General features: G+C 70.1%; 14 protein-coding genes. 12 read left to right on the forward strand and 2 right to left on the reverse strand.

Going from position 1 to position 19,669, the window contains the following annotated elements; translation table 11 throughout:
* Nucleotides 1–31: 31 nt before the first annotated feature.
* The 4 genes from IOD16_RS09285 (at nt 32) to IOD16_RS09300 (ending at nt 4,825) form a co-directional block, all read left to right on the forward strand.
* Nucleotides 32–1,057, forward strand: coding sequence for a LacI family DNA-binding transcriptional regulator (locus IOD16_RS09285; RefSeq protein WP_236594849.1), 1,026 nt, complete (start codon nt 32–34; stop codon nt 1,055–1,057).
* Nucleotides 1,058–1,594: 537 nt separating this feature from the next.
* Nucleotides 1,595–3,217 (forward strand): cellulase family glycosylhydrolase, encoded by a 1,623-nt coding sequence (locus IOD16_RS09290; RefSeq protein ID WP_201439701.1) that lies wholly within the window; start codon nt 1,595–1,597, stop codon nt 3,215–3,217.
* 9 nt (nt 3,218–3,226) lie between these two features.
* Nucleotides 3,227–4,321 carry a cellulose binding domain-containing protein gene (locus IOD16_RS09295; protein ID WP_123742633.1) on the forward strand — a complete coding sequence of 365 codons (1,095 nt, stop codon included), beginning with the start codon at nt 3,227–3,229 and terminating at the stop codon, nt 4,319–4,321.
* Between the two features lie 87 nt (nt 4,322–4,408).
* Nucleotides 4,409–4,825 carry a J-domain-containing protein gene (locus IOD16_RS09300; RefSeq protein ID WP_201439702.1) on the forward strand — a complete coding sequence of 139 codons (417 nt, stop codon included), beginning with the start codon at nt 4,409–4,411 and terminating at the stop codon, nt 4,823–4,825.
* A 12-nt stretch (nt 4,826–4,837) separates the two neighbouring features.
* On the opposite strand, the gene IOD16_RS09305 is transcribed toward IOD16_RS09300, so the two are convergent.
* On the reverse strand, nt 4,838–5,389 hold the full coding sequence (locus IOD16_RS09305; protein ID WP_201439703.1) for a TetR/AcrR family transcriptional regulator: 552 nt from the start codon (nt 5,387–5,389) through the stop codon (nt 4,838–4,840).
* 92 nt (nt 5,390–5,481) lie between these two features.
* On the opposite strand from IOD16_RS09305, the gene IOD16_RS09310 reads away from it, so the two are divergent.
* From IOD16_RS09310 to IOD16_RS09350, 8 genes are all read left to right on the forward strand, one after another.
* On the forward strand, nt 5,482–6,192 hold the full coding sequence (locus tag IOD16_RS09310) for an SDR family oxidoreductase (protein WP_201439704.1): 711 nt from the start codon (nt 5,482–5,484) through the stop codon (nt 6,190–6,192).
* 234 nt (nt 6,193–6,426) lie between these two features.
* A complete protein-coding gene (locus IOD16_RS09315; RefSeq protein WP_201439705.1) occupies nt 6,427–7,371 on the forward strand; it encodes a tetratricopeptide repeat protein in 945 nt (314 codons plus the stop codon).
* A gap of 446 nt (nt 7,372–7,817) precedes the next feature.
* Nucleotides 7,818–9,824, forward strand: a complete 2,007-nt coding sequence (locus IOD16_RS40020; protein WP_236594850.1) for a pectinesterase family protein — start codon at nt 7,818–7,820, stop codon at nt 9,822–9,824.
* Nucleotides 9,821–10,696 (forward strand): carbohydrate ABC transporter permease, encoded by an 876-nt coding sequence (locus IOD16_RS09330; protein ID WP_123742629.1) that lies wholly within the window; start codon nt 9,821–9,823, stop codon nt 10,694–10,696. The genes IOD16_RS40020 and IOD16_RS09330 overlap by 4 nt, the downstream gene beginning before the upstream one ends.
* Nucleotides 10,693–11,604, forward strand: a complete 912-nt coding sequence (locus IOD16_RS09335; RefSeq protein WP_201439706.1) for a carbohydrate ABC transporter permease — start codon at nt 10,693–10,695, stop codon at nt 11,602–11,604. Before IOD16_RS09330 ends, IOD16_RS09335 begins: the two co-directional genes overlap by 4 nt.
* An 8-nt stretch (nt 11,605–11,612) precedes the next feature.
* Nucleotides 11,613–12,899, forward strand: coding sequence for an ABC transporter substrate-binding protein (locus tag IOD16_RS09340; protein ID WP_123742627.1), 1,287 nt, complete (start codon nt 11,613–11,615; stop codon nt 12,897–12,899).
* Nucleotides 12,896–14,047: an enolase C-terminal domain-like protein gene (locus IOD16_RS09345; RefSeq protein WP_201439707.1), complete on the forward strand. Its 1,152-nt coding sequence runs from the start codon at nt 12,896–12,898 to the stop codon at nt 14,045–14,047. The genes IOD16_RS09340 and IOD16_RS09345 overlap by 4 nt, the downstream gene beginning before the upstream one ends.
* An 84-nt stretch (nt 14,048–14,131) precedes the next feature.
* The gene (locus tag IOD16_RS09350) at nt 14,132–15,070 is read left to right on the forward strand and encodes a pectate lyase family protein (RefSeq protein ID WP_123742625.1); all 939 of its coding nucleotides are present in this window, start codon (nt 14,132–14,134) and stop codon (nt 15,068–15,070) included.
* A gap of 650 nt (nt 15,071–15,720) precedes the next feature.
* Here the strand turns inward: IOD16_RS09350 and IOD16_RS09355 are convergent.
* Nucleotides 15,721–19,551 (reverse strand): discoidin domain-containing protein, encoded by a 3,831-nt coding sequence (locus tag IOD16_RS09355; protein ID WP_201439708.1) that lies wholly within the window; start codon nt 19,549–19,551, stop codon nt 15,721–15,723.
* Nucleotides 19,552–19,669: the final 118 nt, after the last annotated feature.

A 19,669-nucleotide genomic window follows, 5' to 3' on the forward strand; every position in this document is an offset into this window, starting at 1 on the left:
AGACTCGATGATCACGACCGAGGAGGCGCGGGTGGCAGGTGGTAAGCGTCCGACCATCTCGGACATCGCCAAGGCCGCGGGCGTGTCCACCGGCGCGGTGTCCTACGCGCTCAACAACCGGCCCGGTGTCTCGGAGCCCACGCGCCGCCGGATCATGGACATCGCCGACCGCCTCGGCTGGGTGCCCAGCAGCGCGGCGCGGTCGTTGAGCGACGGTCGGGCGAACGCGATCGGGCTGGTGGTCGACCGGCCCGCCCGGGTGATCGGCGTCGAGCCGTACTTCATGCAGCTGATCTCCGGCATCCAGGGCGCGCTGGCCGGCGGGCCGACGTCCCTGCTGCTGCAGGTGACGGACAACTCCGCCGCCGAGCTGGCGGCGTACCGGCGGTGGTGGGGCGAGCGGCGGGTCGACGGCGTGCTGCTGGTCGACCTGGTCCAGAACGACCCCCGGGTCGAGCTGGTGCGGGAGCTGCGGCTGCCCGCGGTCGTGCTCGGCGAGCCCGTCGTGCCGGACCTGCCGTGCGTGTGGACCGACGACGAGCTGGCCGTGGAAGAGGTGCTGGAGTACCTGGTCGCGCTCGGGCACCGCCGCATCGTCCGGGTCGCCGGGCCCACCAAGTTCGTGCACACCCAGACCCGTTCCCGCGCGTTCACCACGGCCGCCGCGCGCCTCGGCCTGCCCGACGCCCGCGTGGTGCACGCCGACTACTCCGACGAAGCCGCCGCCCGCGTGACCCGGCGCGTGCTGACGAGCGGGACCGCGCCCACCGCCCTGGTGTTCGACAACGACGTGATGGCCGTGTCCGCGCTGGGCGTGGCCCACGAGCTGGGCCTGACCGTCCCCGACCAGCTGTCCCTCGTCGCGTGGGACGACTCCGCGCTGTGCCGCCTGGTCCGGCCGGCGCTGTCCGCGGTGCGCCGGCCGATCGCCGAGCGCGGCGCCGCCGCCGTGCGCCTGCTGCTGGACGTGATTAACGGCGCCCCGGCGGAGCAGGTGAAGACCTCGGACCCCGAGCTGGTCCCCCGCTCCAGCACCGCCCACCCCCCACTCCCGTAATCGCGAGAGTCGTCCCTCCACCTCGCGCGTGTCCTACGCCCAGAACGCGTGTGTCCTACGTCCGGAACGCGCGTGTCCTACGTTCGGAACGCGTGTGTCCTACGTTCGGAACGCGTGTGTCCTACGTTCGCGTTAGGCGTGTCCCGCGTTCCGGTCGATCTTGCCGTCGTGCGGCGAAACCCCAGGTCGCGTGTTCTGAGCGTTGAACTCGGGTGTTCCGAACGTAGGACACGCACGCTCTCAACGTAGGACACGCGCGTTCTGGAGGTAGGACACGCGAGGGGTGAGGGGACGACTCTCGGGTGGTGGGGGTGGCGGGGTGGGGCGCTGGTGTAGGAGACTTGCGCAAGACGTTCTGGGAGCGGTCCCAGAAGGTCGGCTCGTGGTGCCGTCGCACGGGTGTCGGCAGGGGGTTCGGCACTGAAGCGGGACGTTGACACTTAAGCGGTTAATTGCTTTGGTGTTGGGGCCTGCCGCAGGCAGGCGCGCTGCCCTGCGCTCGCTACGTCAACGTCGACAACTACGCGAGGTACATCCATGCGCAAGCGATTCGCCTTGGTGGGCGCGGCCGTCGCCACCTTGGTCCTGTCACTGCTGACGGTGGCACCGGCACACGCCGCGGCCGGCTTCACCGTCGCCAACGGCCGTCTCCTCGACGCCAACGGCAACGACTTCGTGATGCGTGGCGTGAACCACGCGCACACCTGGTACGCCGACCGCACGACCCAGGCGCTCAAGGACATCAAGGCCACCGGCGCCAACACGGTCCGCGTGGTCCTCAGCTCCGGCGACCGGTGGACCCTCAACACCGCCTCGGACGTCGCAGGCGTCATCAGCCAGTGCAAGGCCAACAAGCTCATCTGCGTGCTGGAGGTGCACGACACCACCGGCTACCAGGAGCAGAGCGGCGCCGTGACGCTGGCCCGTGCCGTGGAGTACTGGAAGAGCATCCAGAGCGCCCTGGCCGGCCAGGAGAAGTACGTCATCCTCAACATCGGCAACGAGCCGTGGGGCAACACCGGCTACACCGGCTGGACCCAGGCGACCAAGGACGCCATCACGTCCCTGCGCGCCGCGGGCTTCCAGCACACGATCATGGTGGACGCGCCGAACTGGGGCCAGGACTGGGCCTTCACGATGCGCGACAACGCCGCCTCGGTGTTCGCCGCCGACCCGCAGCGCAACACGGTGTTCTCCATCCACATGTACGGCGTGTTCGACACGGCCGCCGAGATCAACGACTACCTGAACCGGTTCGTCACGGCGAAGCTGCCGATCGTGGTCGGCGAGTTCGGCAACGACCACTCCGACGGCAACCCGGACGAGGACACGATCTTCGCCACCACGCAGTCGCTCAAGCTGGGCTACCTGGCGTGGTCCTGGTCGGGCAACGGCGGCGGCGTCGAGTACCTCGACATGGTCACCGGTTTCAACGCCGCCCAGCTCACGACCTGGGGCCAGCGCGCGATCAACGGCGCCAACGGCATCAAGGCCACCTCGCGTGAGGCGAGCGTCTACGGCAGTGGCGGCGACCCGACCGACACCACCCCGCCGTCCACGCCCGGCGCCCCGTCCGCGTCGGGCGTCACGTCCACCAGCGCCACGCTGTCCTGGACCGCGTCCACCGACAACGTCGGCGTCAGCGGCTACGACGTGGTCCGCGTCAACGGCACCACGGAGACCGCGGCGGCCAGCACCGCCACCACGACGACGACCGTCTCCGGCCTGACCGCGAGCACCACCTACACGTTCGCCGTGTACGCGCGGGACGCGGCGGGCAACCGGTCCACCCGTTCGAGCACGGTCAACGTCACCACCCAGGCCGGTGGCGGCGGCCCCGCGTCGTGCGCGGTCACGTACAAGCTGGCGGGCCAGTGGCAGGGCGGCTTCCAGGGCGACGTGAAGATCGCCAACACCGGCACGGCCGCGGTGAACGGCTGGACGCTGCGCTGGACGTGGGCCAACGGCCAGACGGTCAGCCAGTCCTGGGGCGCCACCACGACCCAGTCCGGCGCCACGCTGAGCGCGACCAACGTGTCCTACACCGGCTCCATCCCGGTGAACGGCTCGGTCAGCTTCGGCTTCATCGGGTCGTGGAACGGCACCAACTCGGCGCCCACCGCGTTCACGCTCAACGGCGCCACCTGCGCGACGGCCTAGGAGGGCACGATGTCGAGAAGAGCCGCTGTCGCGGCGTTGTTGGCGGCGTTGGCCACGCTCGTGGGCCTTCTGGTGGCCGCGCCCGGTCAGGCGGTCGAGGCCGCCGCGCCGACGCGGATCATGGCCCTGGGCGACTCGATCACCGGGTCGCCGGGCTGCTGGCGGGCCCTGATGGACCGGGACCTGCGCGCGGCCGGGCACACGAACATCGACTTCGTGGGCACGTTGCCCGGTGACGGCTGCGGGTTCGCCTACGACAGCCAGAACGAGGGGCACGGCGGCGCGCTGGTGACCGCGGTGGCCGACCAGAACCAGCTCGTCGGGTGGCTGGCCGCCACCAACCCGAACGTGGTGCTCATGCACTTCGGGACCAACGACGTGTGGAGCAACCGGTCGACCGCGACCATCCTGGCCGCCTACGGCAAGCTGGTCGACCAGATGCGCGCCAACAACGCGAGCATGAAGGTGATCGTCGCCAAGATCATCCCGATGGCGGCGAGCGCGTGCGCGGAGTGCCCCCAGCGGGTGGTGGACCTGAATGCGGCGATCCCGGGCTGGGCGGCGGGCAAGTCCACCGCGCAGTCGCCGGTCACCGTGGTCGACCAGTGGGCGGGGTTCGCCACCGCCAGTGACACCTACGACGGCGTTCACCCGAACGCGTCCGGTGATCGCAAGATCGCGGACAAGTGGATCCCGGCCGTGGTGTCCGCGCTCAACGGCACCACGCCCACGTCCACTACTACGTCCACTACTACAACAACGACGACCACGACGACGACCACCACGACTTCCGTTCCCGGAGGCGCGTGCGACGTCGAGATCAAGGTCGTCAACCAGTGGCAGGGCGGTTTCCAGGCGGACATCGCCATCCGCAACGGCGGCGGCACGGCGAGCCGCGGCTGGAAGGTCGGGTTCTCGTTCCGCGCCGGGATGTCCCTCGCCCAGGGCTGGAACGGCTCCTTCACCCAGAGCGGCACGTCGGTGACGGTGGCCAACACCTCCTGGAACGGCGCCATCCCGCCGGCCGGGACGGTCAAGGTCGGGTTCACCGGCAATGGTGACGCGACCGGGTGGACGCCGACGCCCACCTGCGCGCTGTCCTGACCGGACCTCGCGGTTGTGCCCGGCGCCGGGCACAACCGCGAGCCCGCCGCGCCACCCGCCGGTACCCTCGACCGGGGGTGGTGCGCCGTGACCGAGCGCAAACCGGCCGGTGTCGGCTTCGAGACGTGGATCGAGCGGCAGATCCGCGAGGCGCAGGACCGCGGCGAGTTCGAGGACCTGCCGGGCGCGGGCAAGCCGTTGCCGGGGCTGCACGAGCCGCACGACGAGCTGTGGTGGGTGAAGGAGAAGCTGCGCCGCGAGGAGGGCACCGCGCTGCCGCCGACCCTGCTGCTGCGCAAGGAGGCCGCCGCCGCGCGGGAGGCCGCCGGTCGGGCGCGCACCGAGGCCGAGGTGCGGTCGATCCTGGCCGACGTCAACGCCAGGATCGTCGAGGCGATCCGCAAGCCGATGTCGGGTCCGCCGCTGAACCTGATGCCGTACGACGTCGAGCACGTGGTGCGGCAGTGGCGCGCCGACCGGAACGGGCGCGCCGACCGGGGCTGACCCGGTCCCGGCTCAGCCGATCCCGGCCGCGTCGAGCAGCGCCGTCGCGGTGGTGACGCCGAGACCGGCCAGCGGCTCGGCCCGCACGACGGCGCGGGCCGCCGCGCCGTCGAACACCACCGTGAGCTGCGCGGCCAGCGTGTCCGGGTCCGGCGCGCCCGCCGCCCGCGCCTCGGCGGCGAAGAAGTCCGTCATGGCCTGCTTGTGCCGGCGGGCCACGGCGTTGGCGGGGTGCGTGGCGTCCTTGAGCTCGGTCGCCGTGGCGACCATCGGGCAGCCCCGGTAGGTCGGTTTCCCGGTCAGCCCGTCCTGCGCGCGGAACACGTGCAGGATCCGCTCGCGCGGCGTGCCGCCGTCCGGGGGCAGCAGCGCGGCGTCGTAGCCGGGCGCGCGCCGGTCGAGGCTGGCCGCGATCAGCTCGTCCTTGCTGTCGAACAGCAGGTACATCGACCGCTTGGAGACGCCGGCCGCCTTGCACAGCGCGTCGACGCCGACGCCGACGCCTTCCCGGTAGAACAGCTCGCCCGCCGCGTCCAGCAACCGGTCCCGTGGGGTGGTGGTCACACCTCCAGGCTACCGCCGGGGGTTGCCGTGTGGAAACCGATCGGTCTACAGTCGGTGGAAACCGATCGGTTTCCATCTTGGGAGGGATCAGCATGACCACGATCAACGGGGCGACCGCACTGGTCACCGGCGGCAACCGGGGCATCGGCAAGGCCCTGGTCGAGGCCCTGTACGCGCGGGGCGCCCGGAAGGTCTACGCCACCGCCCGCGACCCGCGCGCCGTCACGCACCCGGACGCCGTCCCGGTCGCGCTGGAGGTCACCGACCCCGACTCGGTCGCCGCCGCCGCGGCCCTGGCCGACGACGTGACCATCGTGATCAACAACGCGGGCGGGCTGGTGAAGGCGTCCTTCCTGGACTCGCCGCTGGAGGACGTCCGCCGCGAGTTCGAGACCAACTTCTACGGCCCGCTGCACGTGGCCCGCGCGTTCGTGCCGGTCATCGAGCGCAACGGCGGCGGCCACCTGCTCAACGTCGCCTCGGTGCTGTCCTGGGCGGCGATCAGCGGCTCGTACAGCGCGTCGAAGGCCGCCCTGTGGTCGCAGACCAACTCCCTGCGCCTGGACCTGCTCCCGCGCGGCATCCGGGTCACCGGGCTGCACGTCGGCTACGTCGACACCGACATGACCGCCGGCCTCGACGCGCCCAAGAGCGCTCCCCGCGACGTCGCCGAGGCGGCGCTGGACGGCATCGAGACCGACGCCTTCGAGGTGCTGGCCGACGAGCTGACCCGCCGGGTGAAGGCCTCCCTGGCCCAGGACGTGGCCGTGCAGTACCCGGCGCTCGCCGGCGCGGGGAGGTAGACCACGCGTCGTTCATTCCACTGTGGATGGACTGCGCGACAGGCAGTCATGTTGGCGTGGAATGGCGATCGAGTCGACGGCGACGGTCCGCGACGCCGTTCGGAGCCGTCGAAGGGGGAGCTAAGGGCCCTGTCGGCGGCTCCCGTCGCGGTGGCGCCGCTGTCACCCTGGGTACCCCGCAGCCACATCCCTGTCGGCTTCTCCACCGCTCTAGTGGAATTGCGAGGTGCGGCGATGGCAGGACCTCAGCACGTCCCGGCACGCATCGGGGTCGAGGACGTCCAGCGCTTGGCGGCCGAGACCGAACGCCTGCGCGGCGTGGACTACCGGCGGGGCGGCGGCGCGTGCCGCGACTCGGCCGTCGGGTGCGCGAGCCGGCACGACCGGCTGCTGGGCGTCGCCGCCTCGGGCGCGGTGCGCGAACGGCTGCTGGTCGCGTTGGCCGACCTGCACAACCTGGCCGCGTGGACGTGCTTCGACACCGGGTTCGAGGTGGCGGCCGCGCGGCACTGGGACCGGGCGCTGGGGATGGCGGTGGAGGTCGAGCACCACGACCTGGCGGCCAACGTGCACTACCGGGTCGGCCGGATGCGGCTGCACGGCGGACGGAGGCGCGAGGCGCTGGAGGCCTTCGCGTCCGGCCTCGTGGCGGCCCGCCGGGCGGGCTCACGGCGTGCCGTCGCGATGCTGCGCGCGAACCAGGCGTGGGCGCACGCGGGGTTGGGCGACGCGGACGAGGCGGTGCGGCTGCTGGACCTGGCGCACGACGAGCTCGCCCGCGCGTCCGGTCCGGCGCCGGGATGGGCGCGCTTCTTCGACGAGACGGACCTGTGCGGGTTGAGCGGCGTGGTGCTGACCGAGCTGGCCCGAACGGTCGACCCGTCGCTCACCGCCGCCGCGATCGACTCGCTCACCGCCGCCGTGTCCGGCTACCCGGAGGGCATGACGCGCAGCCGCGCGTTCAGCCTGATGGCGTTGGCCGCGAACCACCTGCTCGACGGCGACTTCGACCACGCGGCCGACGTGGGCGCGCGGGCCCTCGCCCTGGCGGGCACGATCCGCTCGACCCGCGTCGCCGACCGGTTGCGCCCGCTGCGCCGCCTGGCCGACCGCCACCCGGGCAACGCGCACGCCCGCGCCCTCTCCGCCGGCATCGCCGCCTTCACCCCACCGGTCTGACGCCGGTTCTTCCTTCCCCGGCACCGGTTCCGCCATCCACACCGCCCCCGACTTGACCCAGGTCGGGGGCGGTTCGCGTCCGGGCGGGCCCCGCGGTGGGCCGGTCGCGCGATCGAATTCGACTCGAATTCGACCCGATGTCGAATCCTGTGGTCGAACGGCGATCGAACGAAGTTACGTCGTTGACGTGCGGCGGACACTTTCGCAATACTCTGTTCGCACATCTGGAACGTGTTCACATTTATGAACAAATTCGCCGGGGAAGGCCCCTCGCCATGCGGATACTCAGTACAGCGCTCGTGCTTTCCTGCGCCCTTGGCGTGATCGCGGCGGCACCCGCGCACGCAGGCCTTGACCTGGGGAGACAGGTTCTCCAACCCGGTGACGGCTGGGCATCGAGCGGCACCGGGACCACCGGTGGATCAGCCGCCACCACCGAGCACGTCGTGCGCACGGCGGCAGAGCTGCGGGCCGCCCTGGCGGCGCCCGCGCCCCGCCTCGTCAAAGTGCGCGGCGTGATCGACGTCAGGGCTGACTGCGCAACCTATGCCACGGACGGCTACACGCTCACCGACTACTTGGCCGCATACGACCCCGCCGTTTGGGGCAGGGAGAACGAGCCGAGCGGCCCGCTGGAAGACGCCCGCGCCGCGTCCGCCCGCCGCCAGGCGGAGGCCATCGCCTTCACCGTCGGCTCCGACACCACCATCGTCGGCGACGGCAAGGGCGCGGGCATCACCGGCGCGACCCTCCGCATCCACGGCGCCGGCAACGTGATCGTCCGCAACCTCACGTTCCGCGACACCCGCGACTGCTTCCCGCAGTGGGACCCGACCGACGGCGCCACCGGCAACTGGAACTCCGACTACGACGCGGTGTCCCTCCAGCGCGCCACGAACGTGTGGGTCGACCACAACACGTTCACCGACCAGCCGTTCCCGGACAGCGCGGGCCCGAGCTACTTCGGCCGCCCCTACCAGCAGCACGACGGCTCGCTCGACATGACCAGCGGCACCGACCTGGTCACCGCGTCGTACAACCTGTTCACCGACCACGGCAAGACGATGCTCATCGGCTCGTCGAACACCTCGACCACCGACCCCGGCAAACTGCGGGTGTCCGTGCACCACAACGTGTTCCGCAACGTCGAGGAGCGACTGCCGCGCGTCCGGTTCGGCCAGGTGCACGTCTACAACAACCTGTACGAGCCCGGACCGACGTTCGTCTACGCCTGGGGCGTCGGCGTGCAGTCGAAGCTCTACGTGGAGAACAACTACGTCAAGCTCGGCAACGGCGGCGCGGTCGAGGACCTGATCTACAACTGGGGCGGCACGGCCATCACCGAGGTCGGCACGCTCGTCGACGGGCGACCGGTCGACGTGCTCGACGCGTTCAACGCGGCCAACCCGACCGCGCAGCTCGCCGGTGACGCCGGCTGGACCCCCGAGTTCACCCGCGGCCTGGAGCCCACCTCCCGGGTGAAGAACCTCAAGGCGGGCGCGCAGCAGCGCGACCGCTACCACGTGGCCAAGGGCACGGACTTCGACACCGTGCAGGCCGCGATCGACGCCGCCCCGCCCGGCACCACCATCACCATCGGCAAGGGCGTGTACCGCGAGGTCGTCCGGGTGCCCGCGACCAAACCCGACCTGACCCTCAAGGGCTCCACCGGCACCGCCCGCGACGTCGTCATCGACTACGACAACGCCAACGGCACCAAGAAGCCCGACGGCACCACCTACGGCACCACCGGCTCCGCGACCGCGACGATCGAAGCCGACGGCTTCACCGCGCGCGACCTGACCTTCAGCAACTCGTTCGACCGGGCCGCGCACCCCGAGATCACCGGCACGCAGGCCGTCGCGGTCAAGGCGACCGGCGACCGGCAGTACTACGACCGCGTCCGCTTCCTCGGCCACCAGGACACCCTGTACGCCGACACGCGCGCCGCGGGCACGAAGGCCCGCCAGTACTACCGGGGCGGCGAGATCGTCGGTGACGTCGACTTCGTCTTCGGCCGCGCCACCGCCGTGTTCGACCAGGTCACCATCCGGGCGCTGAACCGGGGCGACAGCCACCCCGGCGGAGTTCCGGCGGGCTACATCACGGCCGCCAGCACCCGCCGCGACAACCCGCACGGCTTCCTGATCATGAACTCCACGGTCCTGAGCGACGCCCCGGCGGGCACCTACTACCTGGGCAGGCCGTGGCACCCCGGCGGCGACCCGGACGCCATCGCCTCGGTCGTCATCCGCGACACCAAACTGCCCGCCGCGGTGAAGACCGCGCCGTGGACCGACATGTCCGGCTTCTCCTGGCGCGACGCCCGGTTCGCCGAGTTCCGCAACTCCGGCCCCGGCGCCGCACCCGGCGCCGACCGGCCGCAGCTCACCCACGACCAAGCCTCGCAGCACACCCTGCGCGCGTACCTCGGCGACTGGAACCCCGCATGAGAACACGCACGTGGGCGCCCTACGCCCTGATCGCACCGACGCTGGTGCTGATGGCGATCTTCCTGGTCTACCCGATCGGGAGCGTCGTCTACTACAGCCTCCAGCGGTACAACGTCACGCAGCCGTGGAAGAACGGCTTCGCGGGGCTGGACAACTTCAAGCAGATGCTGTTCGACGACCCGCTGTTCTGGCAGAGCCTGGCGTTCAGCGCCAAGTGGGTGTTCGTCGAAGTCGGGCTGCAACTGCTGCTGGGCCTCGTGCTGGCCCTGATCGTCAACGAGACGTTCATCGGCCGGGGCATGGCACGGGCACTGGTGTTCTCACCGTGGGCGGTGTCCGGCGTGCTCACCACGGGCATCTGGATCCTGCTGCTCAACCCGTCCACCGGCATCTTCCAGGAGCTGTCGAACCTCGGCATCGGCTCGCCCGGCACCTCGGTGCTCGGCAACCCCGACACCGTCTTCGACGCCCTGGTGGTGACCGAGCTGTGGCGCGGCGTGCCGTTCTTCGCGATCCTGCTGCTCGCCGACCTCCAGAGCATCCCCAAAGACCTCTACGAGGCGGCGTCCGTCGACGGCGCGAGCCGGTGGCGGCGCTTCACCAGCGTCACCCTGCCGCACCTCAAGGACGCGATCATCCTGTCGACGCTGCTGCGCGCGGTGTGGGAGTTCAACAACGTCGACCTCATCTACACCCTCACCGGCGGCGGTCCCGCGAACCAGACCACCACGCTGCCGCTGTACGTCGCCAGGCAGGCCGTCGACTCGCACAACTTCGGGTACGGCTCGGCGCTCACCGTCGCCGGGTTCCTCATCCTGTTGTTCTTCTCCATCGCGTACCTGCGGGTGTCGAAGTTCGGGAGCCGAGCATGACCGAGACCCTGGGCAAGACCGGCACCCTGGTGCGGGAGGTCGCCGGCACCACGCACGCGCCCCCACCCCCCAGGCGACGCCGCCGCCGGGCCGTGGCCGAGGAACCGGGCAAGCCGTGGATGATCCGCGTGCCGCTGTTCCTGTACCTGCTGTTCACGCTCATCCCGTTCTACTGGATGCTCGTGTTCGCGGTCCGGCCGGCCGGCTCCACGCAGCTCGTGCCCTGGCCGATCTCGTTCGAGCACTTCGACACCGTGTGGAACGACATCGGGTTCGGCATCTTCTTCTACAACAGCGTGGTCATGGGCCTCGGCGTGCTCGTGTTCGTGACCATCCTGTCGGTGATGGGCGGCTACGCCCTCGCGCGGTTCAAGTTCCGCGGCCAGCGGGTGTTCCTGCTGGCGATGCTGTGCAGCCAGTTCATCCCCGGCGCCATGATGCTCATCCCGCTGTTCGTGATCTTCAAGGGCATCGGGCTGCTCAACAGCATCACCGGCCTGGTCATCGCGGAGGTGGCCTTCCAACTGCCGCTGTCGCTGATCCTGATGAGCGGGTTCATCCGCAACATCTCCGTGGAGCTCGAAGAAGCCGCCATGGTCGACGGCTGCTCGCGCCTGCGCGCCTTCTTCGCCGTCGTCCTCCCACAGCTCAAGCCCGCCCTGGTGGCAGTCGGGTCGTTCGCGTTCATCGGCGCCTGGAACCAGTTCCTGTTCGCGCTGATGTTCGCGACGCGGCAGGACAAGTTCACCCTGCCGGTCGGCCTGAGCTACACGCTGGGTGAGTTCAACACCGACTTCGGAGCACTCGCCGCCGGCGGCGTGGTCGCGGCCGTGCCGGTAGTCCTCGTTTTCGCCGTCGTGCAGCGGTTCCTGGTGCAGGGGCTCAGCGCCGGGGCTGTCAAGGGATAGGGAGCATCATGAGAAAACTGCTGGTCGCCGTGGCCGCCGCCGCCCTGGCGCTGTCCGCCTGCTCGTCCGAGGGAGGTGGGGGGACCGACGGCAACGTCACCATCACGTTCTGGGACAACAACGGCGGGCCCGCCCGCGAGCCGATCTACAAGGAGCTGATCTCGCGCTTCGAGTCGGCCAACCCGAACATCAAGGTCGAGTACGTCGGCATCCCCAGCGCGTCGGTGCAGCAGAAGTACGACACCGCCATCGCCGGCGGCGAGACGCCCGACGTCGGCGGCGTCACCACCTCGTACCTCGCGCACCTGGTCGGCCAGGAAGCGCTGGCCCCCCTCGACGACCGCATCAACAGCGGCCCGCTGAAGGACAAGCTGCTCCCGTCCCTCGTCGAGACCGTCCGCCAGACCGCGCCCGACGGCAAGCTCTACATCGTGCCGTCCTCGGCCAACATGGACATCATCTGGTACCGCACCGACTGGTTCAAGGACGCGGGCCTGGAAGCCCCGAAGACCTGGGACGAGTTCATCACCACCGCCGAGAAGCTCACCGACACGGGCGCCAACAAGTACGGCTACACCATCCGCGGCGGCGCCGGCTCCGTGTTCCAGCTGATCACCGAGGCCTACGCCTACTCCGGCGTGGACAACTTCTTCAAGGACGGCAAGAGCACCCTCAACGACCCGGCCAACGCCGAGCTCGTCGACAAGGTCGCCGACCTCTACAAGAAGGCCACCCCCGAGGCCGACGTCAACAACAGCTTCACCCAGATGATCGCCCAGTTCACCGGCGGCTCGGTCGCGATGATGCACCACAACCTCGGCTCCTACAGCGACGTCACCAAGGCCCTCGGCGACAAGGTCGCCGCCATGCCGCTGCCGGTCGGCCCGAGCGGCAAGCGCACCGTCGTGCCCAACCCGACCGACGGCTTCGCGGTGTTCAAGAACAGCGAGAACCAGGACGCGGCCTGGAAGTTCGCCGAGTTCCTCACCTCCGCCGAGTCCAACAGCTACTGGAACGAGAAGGTCGGCCAGATCCCCGCGAACACCGACGTGCGCAGCGCCGCCTGGATCGACACCGCCGCCCACGTGAAGATGGCGCTCGGCGTCCTGGAAGACCCGGCCACCATCCTCGTGCCCGCGCCCGTCTACCTGCCCCAGTACTCGTCCATCACCAAGACCGAGAGCGAGCCCCAGTACCAGAAGGTGCTCCTCGGCGAGCTGACCGGCCAGCAGTTCCTGGACGACATGGCCAAGAAGCTCACCGAGGCGGAGAAGGAGTGGGAGGAGCGCAAATGATCGAGCGCGTCGAGGTGTCGGTGTTCACGACCACCGCGTGGACCGCGGTGGACCCGCACGGGCACCGGCACCCGAGCGCCGAGCACGAGATCCGCGAGGCGCTGCTCGAGATCACCGACTCCGACGGCGTCGTCGGACGTGTCCAGGTGCACCCCGACCAGCTGCGGCCCGCCGTGCTCGACTCGATCGTGAAACCCGTGCTCCTCGGCGCGGACCCGTGGGACCGGGAAGGGCTGTGGCGCAAGATGGCGCGCAAGCAGCGCGGCTCCCACGGCCGGTTCACCGACCGGGCGCTCGGCTACGTCGACACCGCGTTGTGGGACCTGGTGGGCAAGAAGGTCGGGCAGCCGGTGTGGAAGCTGCTCGGCGGCGCCCGGTCCCGCGTCCCGGCCTACGCCAGCACCATGTGCGGCGACGAGATCCCCGGCGGGCTGAGCACGCCCGGCGACTACGCGGCGTTCGCGAAGCAGCTGGTCGAGCGCGGCTACCGGGCGATCAAGCTGCACACGTGGATGCCGCCGGTGCCCGGCGCGCCCAGCGTGCGCGCCGACATCGCGGCCTGCGAAGCGGTGCGCGACGCCGTCGGGCCCGACGTCGAGCTGATGCTCGACGCCAACCACTGGTACTCGCGCACCGAGGCGCTGGAACTGGGCCGGGCCCTGGAGCGGCTGGGCTTCTACTGGTTCGAGGAGCCGATGGAAGAAGCGTCCATCAGCTCCTACCGGTGGCTGGCCGAGCAGCTGTCCATCCCGGTGATCGGCCCGGAGGTCGCGTGGGGCAAGCACCTGACCCGAGCCGAGTGGATCACCTCCGGCGCCTGCGACATCCTCCGCGCCGGCCCGACCGACGTCGGCGGCATCTCGCCGACGGTGAAAGCCCTGCACCTGGCCGAGGCGTTCAACGTCGACTGCGAGATCCACGGCGACGGCTCGGCGAGCCTGGCCGTGCTCGGCGGCACCGACAACGGCCGCTGGTACGAACGCGGCCTGCTGCACCCGCTGCACGACTTCGACCGCGTGCCGCCGCACCGGCTCGCGATGGCCGACCCGCTCGACGCGGACGGGCACGTCACCCTGACCTCCTCTCCCGGTCTCGGTGACGAGTTCGACGTCGAGCACATCCGCCAGCACACCGTGGAGAGGTGGTGAGTCCGGTGTAGCCCTTCGGTCGCCGCCACGTGGAAATCCCGCCGCCGGTTCCCTTTTCATCCACAGTCGTATGGAGGAAACCGCATGTCCCGCAAGATCTCCCGTGCGCTGCTCGCGGCCACGGCACTGGCCGCTACCGCGGTCATGGCGCCCGCGGCCGACGCCGCGTCGTTCAACCTCGAGGGCTGGGGTACGCAGTGCGGTGGCACCACCGGTGGTTCCGGTGGTGGCACGGTGACGGTGAGCGACGCCACGTCGTTCATCAACGCGGCCAAGTCCACGACCACGCAGACCATCAAGGTCTCGGGCACCATCACGTTGTCCAGCATGACCAAGATCGCGTCGAACAAGACGGTCATCGGGGTCGGCTCCGGCGCCACCATCGCCGGGCACGGCCTGAACGTCGCCAGCGCGTCCAACGTCATCATCCGGAACCTGAACTTCAGGGACTGGGCCGACGACGCGATCAACGTCCAGTACTCGACCAGGGTCTGGATCGACCACAACAGCCTGCGCAACGGCTATGACGGCGCGATCGACATCAAGCGCGCCTCCGACTGCGTGACCGTGTCGTGGAACAAGGTCAGCTCCCACGACAAGACGATGCTGCTGGGTCACAGCGACGACAACGGCGGCGAGGACCGCGGCAAGCTGCGCGTCAGCTACCACCACAACTGGTTCGACGGCACCAACCAGCGCCACCCCCGGGTCCGCTTCGGCAACCCCGTGCACGTCTACAACAACTACTACGGCGGCGTGACGTCGTACGGTGTCGCTTCCACGCAGGAAGCGGGCGTGCTCGTGGAGTGCAACTACTTCGAGAACACGCGCGACCCGTTCCACCGCGGCGAGGGCGACTCCGACCCCGCCAACCTGGTGGCGCGCAACAACCACATGGTCAACTCGGGATCGGGTGACCAGGGTGGCAGCGTCAAGTCGATCCCGTACTCCTACGCGCTCGACTCGTGCTCCGGCGTGAAGTCGGTCGTGCAGAGCGGTGCGGGCGTGGGCAAGGTCGGCTGAGCGTTCGGCTCACCACCCTGCCGTCCGGCGGCCCCTGGCAACCTCTCCCAGCCAGGGGCCGCCCCCGTGCGCACAGTACGTCTTCTGCCGCGGGCCTCTGAGCTGCGGTTATGATGGTCACTCGATCACCCGGTCGAGCGAATCGTGCGTGAATGGAACCCAATCCGGAAACTTCTGCCGCACCATTGACGTTGCCGGGATAGTAAGGAGGCGGCCCCCCCGGAGCGGCTTACGGGCAGGGGACGTCGGTCGGCCCGAGGGCAGGGTGCGCTGGACGTCGAGGGCAGTCAGGGCCAGGCGGGCGGTGGCTGGGGCTGGGGGCGCGCGGGAGCCAGGGGCGCGAGCGCGCGGTAGGCGGCGCGTTGTCGGCGGCGCGTTGTCGGCGGCGCGTTGCCGACGGTGCGCGGTGGGCCCCAGGGGCGAGCGCGCGGTAGGACGCGGTGATGCCCGCCTGCGACGACGCCCGCGCCTGCGGCGTTGCGCGAGCCTGCGGCGTTGCGCGCGCCTGTAGGGCAGGCGCGTCGGTGGTCGCGGGCCGGAGGTGAGGGCCGAGCCGCCGTGCGCGGGAACCCGGAGAAGCCGGAGAAGGCGGCGGAGAGCGCGGAAGCGCCGCCCCGGGGGACAGGGCGGCGCTTCGCGGTCGAGCGGGACTACGGGTTGATGGTGATGGTGAACGTCGAGGTCCGGTTGCGGATGTTCTCGGCGTTGTTGCTCAGCCGGAGGTTGTTGAAGGTCACCGAGCCGACCGCGGGTCCTTGGCCGGCTTCCGGCAGCTCGTTGGCCCACACCCCGATGCCCGACTTGTGCTCGAACTGGTCACCGCTCAGCCTGGCGCCGGAGATCGAGATGTTGGTCAGCACCGTGTCCTGGATCGGGTTCTCGGGCGCCGACCCGTTGTACTTCGTCTGGAACATGATGCCGGCGTAGGTCGGGTCGATGATGTCGACGTCGTCGACCCGGATGCCCCGGAACGGCTTCGACGCCGAGAACATCCAGATCCCCGGGAACGTCTGCCCGTTCCAGAAGTGCCCGCCGGTGCGCACCAGCGTGATCCCGCTGAACGTGGTCGGCTCGGGGCCGAAGCCGTTCATCGGGTACCCGAAGTCCAGCGAGCTGATCGTGACGCCCGAGTAGGTCAACGTGTCGGCGATGTAGATGTTGCGGAACGTGTTGAGGAAACCGCCGTAGACGGCCAACCCCGCCGCGCGCCAGGTCGTCAACGACGACAGGTTCTCGTAGACGTTGTTCTTCTCGTCCGCCCCGCCCGCGTCGATCGCGGAGAACAGGGCGAAGCTGTCGTCACCGGTCGAGCGGGCTTCGATGTTGGCCACCCGGTTGTCCGTGCTGCCGTTGGTCATGTTGATGCCGTCGGCGAACATGTTCCGGATCCGGGAGTCCTTGATGGTCATGAAGTCGGTATTCGCGCCCCAGTAGAGGCACACCATGTGCTCGGCCCAGATGTTCTCGATGGTGATGTTCGAGACGTTCGCGAAGTCGAACACCTTGCCCGGCCCGTCGATGCGGGACGTGTAGTTGCCGAAGAACGCGAACCCGCTGAACGTCGACCCGTTCACCGACTGCTCGGCCCGGAAGCCCGCGTCGGTGTTCTCCTGCGTGGTCGGCACGACGAACTTCGTGAACCACGGCCCCGCGCCGATCACCCGCACCGGCTTGCCGTACACCTGGAACTTCTGCGTTGTGGTGTACGTGCCGGCCGGCAGGTACACGCCGAGCAGGGTGCCGCTGGTGTCCATGCGGAACCGGTCCAGGGCGTTCTGCACGTCCTGGTGGCCGAACCCGGTCGGCGTGATGTACCGGGCCGGGTCAGGGTTGGCCCGCGCCACCGCGTTCTCGAAGTCGACGAAGTCGATGGCGTAGTTGGTGGTGTTCGCCGCGTCCTTCTGCAGCTTGATCTTCGTGCCGGCCGGGAACGTGCTGTTGAGCATCACGTTCGCCTCGTCGTAGATGTGCCGGGGCCCGCCGGCGCCGGGGGAGTTGCCCGGCGACGCTTCGTTGCCGTAGAGCCAGATGTGCCGCGAGGTGAGGGTGATCGCCTTGTGGAACGACCCGTTGACGTACACGTTCAGCGAGGCGTCGATGCCGCCGCCGCCCGCCGAGTCCGGGATGGAGAAGCGGGTGACGAGGGTGTTGGTCGACCCGGTGGTGGTGAACTCGACCGACGACCCGGTGCTGTTGAGCGTCACCGCGCGCCGACCGGACGCCTCACCGGCCAGGTCGCCGATGGTGCGGTTCGGGCCGATCTTCTGCGCGCCGCCCGCGGTGACGGCGTCCTCGGCTTCGACGTGCTCCCACGGCACGTTCGCGCCGCGCCCGACGAACAGCGACTGGGTGGTCAGGTTGTTCGCCTGCCGGGCCGCGATCTCGTTGGCGTCGACCACGACCTCGGTGCGCAACGTGTACTTGCCGTTGGCCGCCGCCCAGGAGCCGAGCGTGATCGCCGGCGCCGACTGGCCCGGCTGGAGCGCGCCGGTGTGGCTGCCGGTGAACGTGCGCACGGTCGCGCCCGTGGTGGCGTTGACGAGGGTGAGGGTGACGCCGTGCGCGCCGCTCGCCGTGGCGATCGAACCTTCGTTGCGCAGCACGACGCTGAAGGTGGTGCTCTGGCCGTTGGCCGGGTTGTTCGGCGACCAGCTCAGCGCGCCGACCAGGTCGGAGCTGGGCACGGGCGTGACGACGAGGGCGCTCGGGTGCAGGCGGGCGTTGTTGGCCTCGTTCTGCTCGACGACCTTCTTCGTCTCGTCGACCTTCGCGGTGTACTGGTAGGAGCCGGAGCCGCGCGGGCCGATGTTCGCGGTGACGGTCGCCGACGCGCCCGCCGCGAGGGCGCCGACCTGGGCGGTGCCCACGGCGGTGTCGCCGAGGAAGAACGTCACGTCGGTCGCGCCGGAGGCCGCCGTGCCCGCGTTGCGCACGGTCGCGGACAGCGTGATCGCGGTCGTCTCGACCGGACTGGCGGGCGTGAACGACGTCGCGCTCACCGTCAGGTCCGGGTTGGGCGCGGCCACGCCGAACACCTGGAACTCGGCGACCTGGCCGCCGGGCGCGCCGGTGTTGGACGTGATGCGCAGCTGCACGTCCGCGACCCGCGCGGCCAGCGGGATGGTGACCGTGTTGCCGGACGCCGGGTTGAACGCGTAGTCGCGCGCGGCCACCAGGCTCGTGAAGCCGGAGGCGCTCTGCTCACGGCCCAGCACCTGGATGTTCTGCGTGCGGGCGCCCCACGCCGACGACGGGTTGAGCTTGAGCACGACGGAGCTGAGGTCGGCGTTCGAGCCGAGCTGGGTGGTCAGCGTGTTCGGGTAGGTCGCGCCTTCCCAGTACGTGTTCACGTCGTCGTCGTTGGCGTTCGTGGCGACGAAGGTGAACGTGTGGGAGGAGGACGTGATCGGCCTGCCCTTGGCCAGGTTCGTGCCGGAGTTCGGCGAACCGGGCCGGGTCACGGAGCCGCTGGGCGGTGACTGGTTGCCCGCCGCGTCCTTGGCGATCACGTGGTAGGTGACGGCGACGCCGTCCGGCTGGGAGTCGGTGTAGGTCAGCGCGGTGCCCGGCAGGCTGGTGCGCAGCGCGCCGTTGGCGTAGACGTCGTAGCCGGTCACACCGGTGTTGTCGGTGGCGGCCGACCAGGTCAGCCGGATCTGCCCGGACTGCGGCGAGGTGTAGGCGAGGTTCGTCGGCGCGGTCGGCGCCTGCGTGTCGCCGGTGCTCGGGCCGTGCACCTCGAACTCCGAGATCTGGCCGGCGGGCCACGCGGAGTTGCCGGTGATCAGCAGCCGCACGAACCGCGTGGTGGTCGCGGTGAACTGGATCGTCACCGTGTTGTTCGCGGTCGGGTTGAACGAGTGCTGCGCCGACGGCACGAGGTCGCCGAAGTTCTGGCCGTCGGTGCTGTGCTGCACGGCCAACGTCTGCGTGCGGGCGCCCCACCCCGACGTCGGCAGCTTGAGCACGACCCGGTCGACCTTGACCGCCGCGCCCAGGTCGGCCCGCAGCCACTGCGGGAACGCGTTGTTGGCGCTCTCCCAGTAGGTGGCCTGGTTGCCGTCACCGGCGTTGGACGCCTGGTAGACGTCGTTGGTGGTGCTCGCGCTGTACGTGGCGGCGAGCTGGGCGGCGACGTCGGCGGCCTGGCGGACCTCGATGTCCCGGACCGGCGCGCCGTCCACGCGCACGTAGCGCACCAGCGTGGGGTCGAAGTCGAACGCCTGGTCCTCGCCGTGGCGCGGCGCGGACGGCACCAGGACGGCGAACCCCTTGCCGTCGAGGCTGGTCTGGACGGAGAACGTGGCGTCGTCGTCCGGCAACGACAGCCGGACCTGGTCGATGCGGGTCGGTCTGCCGAGGTCGAGCACCCCGGCCGTCGGCGCGGCCTGAGCGGCAGGGGGGCTCAGGGTGAACGCGGTGAGGGTCAGGGCGATCAGGGAGGAGAGGAGGCGTGATCGGGCGCGAGTCGTCGTTGACATCGTCGTGCTGGCCCTTCTCGTTAGGGCAATTCCGGGGCTCTTGTCAGAAAGTTCCGCACACTTGTCGATTTCTTGCGTAACCGGATCGCAGCGTTGCAGAGCCCCGGCGGGAAAGTCA

It is taken from the genome of Saccharothrix sp. 6-C (assembly GCF_016695385.1).
Lineage (GTDB): Bacteria > Actinomycetota > Actinomycetes > Mycobacteriales > Pseudonocardiaceae > Actinosynnema > Actinosynnema texasense.

Bases quoted from the DNA above. Each gene is read 5' to 3' on its own strand.
- IOD16_RS09335 (WP_201439706.1), top strand. From the start codon at position 10,693: ATGACCGAGACCCTGGGCAAGACCGGCACCCTGGTGCGGGAGGTCGCC.
- IOD16_RS09315 (WP_201439705.1), top strand. From the start codon at position 6,427: ATGGCAGGACCTCAGCACGTCCCGGCACGCATCGGGGTCGAGGACGTC.
- IOD16_RS09295 (WP_123742633.1), top strand. From the start codon at position 3,227: ATGTCGAGAAGAGCCGCTGTCGCGGCGTTGTTGGCGGCGTTGGCCACG.
- IOD16_RS09355 (WP_201439708.1), bottom strand. From the start codon at position 19,551: ATGTCAACGACGACTCGCGCCCGATCACGCCTCCTCTCCTCCCTGATC.
- IOD16_RS09330 (WP_123742629.1), top strand. From the start codon at position 9,821: ATGAGAACACGCACGTGGGCGCCCTACGCCCTGATCGCACCGACGCTG.
- IOD16_RS09290 (WP_201439701.1), top strand. From the start codon at position 1,595: ATGCGCAAGCGATTCGCCTTGGTGGGCGCGGCCGTCGCCACCTTGGTC.
- IOD16_RS09340 (WP_123742627.1), top strand. From the start codon at position 11,613: ATGAGAAAACTGCTGGTCGCCGTGGCCGCCGCCGCCCTGGCGCTGTCC.
- IOD16_RS09345 (WP_201439707.1), top strand. From the start codon at position 12,896: ATGATCGAGCGCGTCGAGGTGTCGGTGTTCACGACCACCGCGTGGACC.
- IOD16_RS09350 (WP_123742625.1), top strand. From the start codon at position 14,132: ATGTCCCGCAAGATCTCCCGTGCGCTGCTCGCGGCCACGGCACTGGCC.
- IOD16_RS09310 (WP_201439704.1), top strand. From the start codon at position 5,482: ATGACCACGATCAACGGGGCGACCGCACTGGTCACCGGCGGCAACCGG.